Source organism: Wolbachia endosymbiont of Drosophila bicornuta (assembly GCF_028982105.1).
In the GTDB taxonomy this organism is placed as follows: Bacteria; Pseudomonadota; Alphaproteobacteria; order Rickettsiales; family Anaplasmataceae; genus Wolbachia; species Wolbachia pipientis.
The window spans coordinates 1-2066 of the sequence record NZ_JAPQLF010000029.1; the positions used below are offsets into that span (position 1 = coordinate 1).

The 2066-nt window shown below is 52.6% G+C and carries 1 rRNA gene; it reads right to left on the reverse strand.

Annotated elements, in window-relative coordinates:
- Window positions 1-1961 (reverse strand): 23S ribosomal RNA (locus OZD68_RS00180); the annotation flags it as partial.
- Between the last annotated feature and the right edge of the window lie 105 nt (window positions 1962-2066).

A 2066-nucleotide genomic window follows, 5' to 3' on the forward strand; every position in this document is an offset into this window, starting at 1 on the left:
GAACTTACCCGACAAGGAATTTCGCTACCTTAGGACCGTTATAGTTACGGCCGCCGTTTACTGGGGCTTCGATCAAGAGCTTCGCCTTGCGGCTGACCCCATCAATTAACCTTCCAGCACCGGGCAGGCGTCACACCGTATACGTCCACTTTCGTGTTTGCACAGTGCTGTGTTTTTATTAAACAGTTGCAGCCAGCTGGTATCTTCGACTGGCTTCAGCTCCATCCGCGAAGGACTTCACCTACATGCCAGCGTGCCTTCTCCCGAAGTTACGGCACCATTTTGCCTAGTTCCTTCACCCGAGTTCTCTCAAGCGCCTTGGTATTCTCTACCTGACCACCTGTGTCGGTTTGGGGTACGATTCAATGTTACCTGGAGCTTAGAGGCTTTTCCTGGAAGCAGGGCATCAACTACTTCTGCACCGTAGTGCATCGTCATCACGCCTCAGGGTTAGTATGTAACCGGATTTACCAGGTCACACCCCCTACACGCTTAAACCGGGACAACCGTCGCCCGGCTAGCCTAGCCTTCTCCGTCCCCCCTTCGCAGTAACACCAAGTACAGGAATATTAACCTGTTTCCCATCGACTACGCTTTTCAGCCTCGCCTTAGGGGTCGACTCACCCTGCCCCGATTAACGTTGGACAGGAACCCTTGGTCTTCCGGCGAGCGGGCTTTTCACCCGCTTTATCGTTACTTATGTCAGCATTCGCACTTCTGATACCTCCAGCAACCCTCACAGGCCACCTTCAACGGCTTACAGAACGCTCCCCTACCCAACAACGCCTAAGCGTCGCTGCCGCAGCTTCGGTGCATGGTTTAGCCCCGTTACATCTTCCGCGCAGGCCGACTCGACCAGTGAGCTATTACGCTTTCTTTAAATGATGGCTGCTTCTAAGCCAACATCCTGGCTGTCTATGCCTTCCCACATCGTTTCCCACTTAACCATGACTTTGGGACCTTAGCTGGCGGTCTGGGTTGTTTCCCTCTTCACGACGGACGTTAGCACCCGCCGTGTGTCTCCCGTGATAACATTCTTCGGTATTCGGAGTTTGCATCGGTTTGGTAAGCCGGGATGGCCCCCTAGCCGAAACAGTGCTCTACCCCCGAAGATGAGTTCACGAGGCGCTACCTAAATAGCTTTCGGGGAGAACCAGCTATCTCCCGGTTTGATTGGCCTTTCACCCCCAGCCACAAGTCATCCGCTAATTTTTCAACATTAGTCGGTTCGGTCCTCCAGTTAGTGTTACCCAACCTTCAACCTGCCCATGGCTAGATCACCGGGTTTCGGGTCTATACCTTGCAACTAATCGCCCAGTTAAGACTCGGTTTCCCTACGGCTCCCCTATACGGTTAACCTTGCTACAAAATATAAGTCGCTGACCCATTATACAAAAGGTACGCAGTCACACCACGAAGGTGCTCCCACTGCTTGTACGTACACGGTTTCAGGTTCTATTTCACTCCCCTCGCCGGGGTTCTTTTCGCCTTTCCCTCACGGTACTGGTTCACTATCGGTCAGTCAGGAGTATTTAGCCTTGGAGGATGGTCCCCCCATATTCAGACAGGATGTCACGTGTCCCGCCCTACTCATCGAACTCACGACCTGTGCATTTTAGTGTACGGGGCTATCACCCTTTGCTGCGCGACTTTCCAGACGCTTCCACTAACACACAAGCCGATTCAGGTTCTGGGCTCCTCCCCGTTCGCTCGCCGCTACTGGGGGAATCTCGGTTGATTTCTTTTCCTCGGGGTACTTAGATGTTTCAGTTCCCCCGGTTCGCCTCATGCCACTATGTATTCATGACATGATAGTGTGTCGAAACACACTGGGTTTCCCCATTCGGGTATCGCCGGTTGTAACGGTTCATATCACCTTACCGACGCTTTTCGCAGATTAGCACGCCCTTCATCGCCTCTGACTGCCTAGGCATCCACCGTGTACGCTTAGTCACTTAACCTCACAACCCGAAGATGTTTCCATCGTTCGCGCTGCAAACATTTGAGAGACTCTATGACAGGTTACTCTTCATCCCAGTACATCTACGGAGGGATAAATTTCAGCC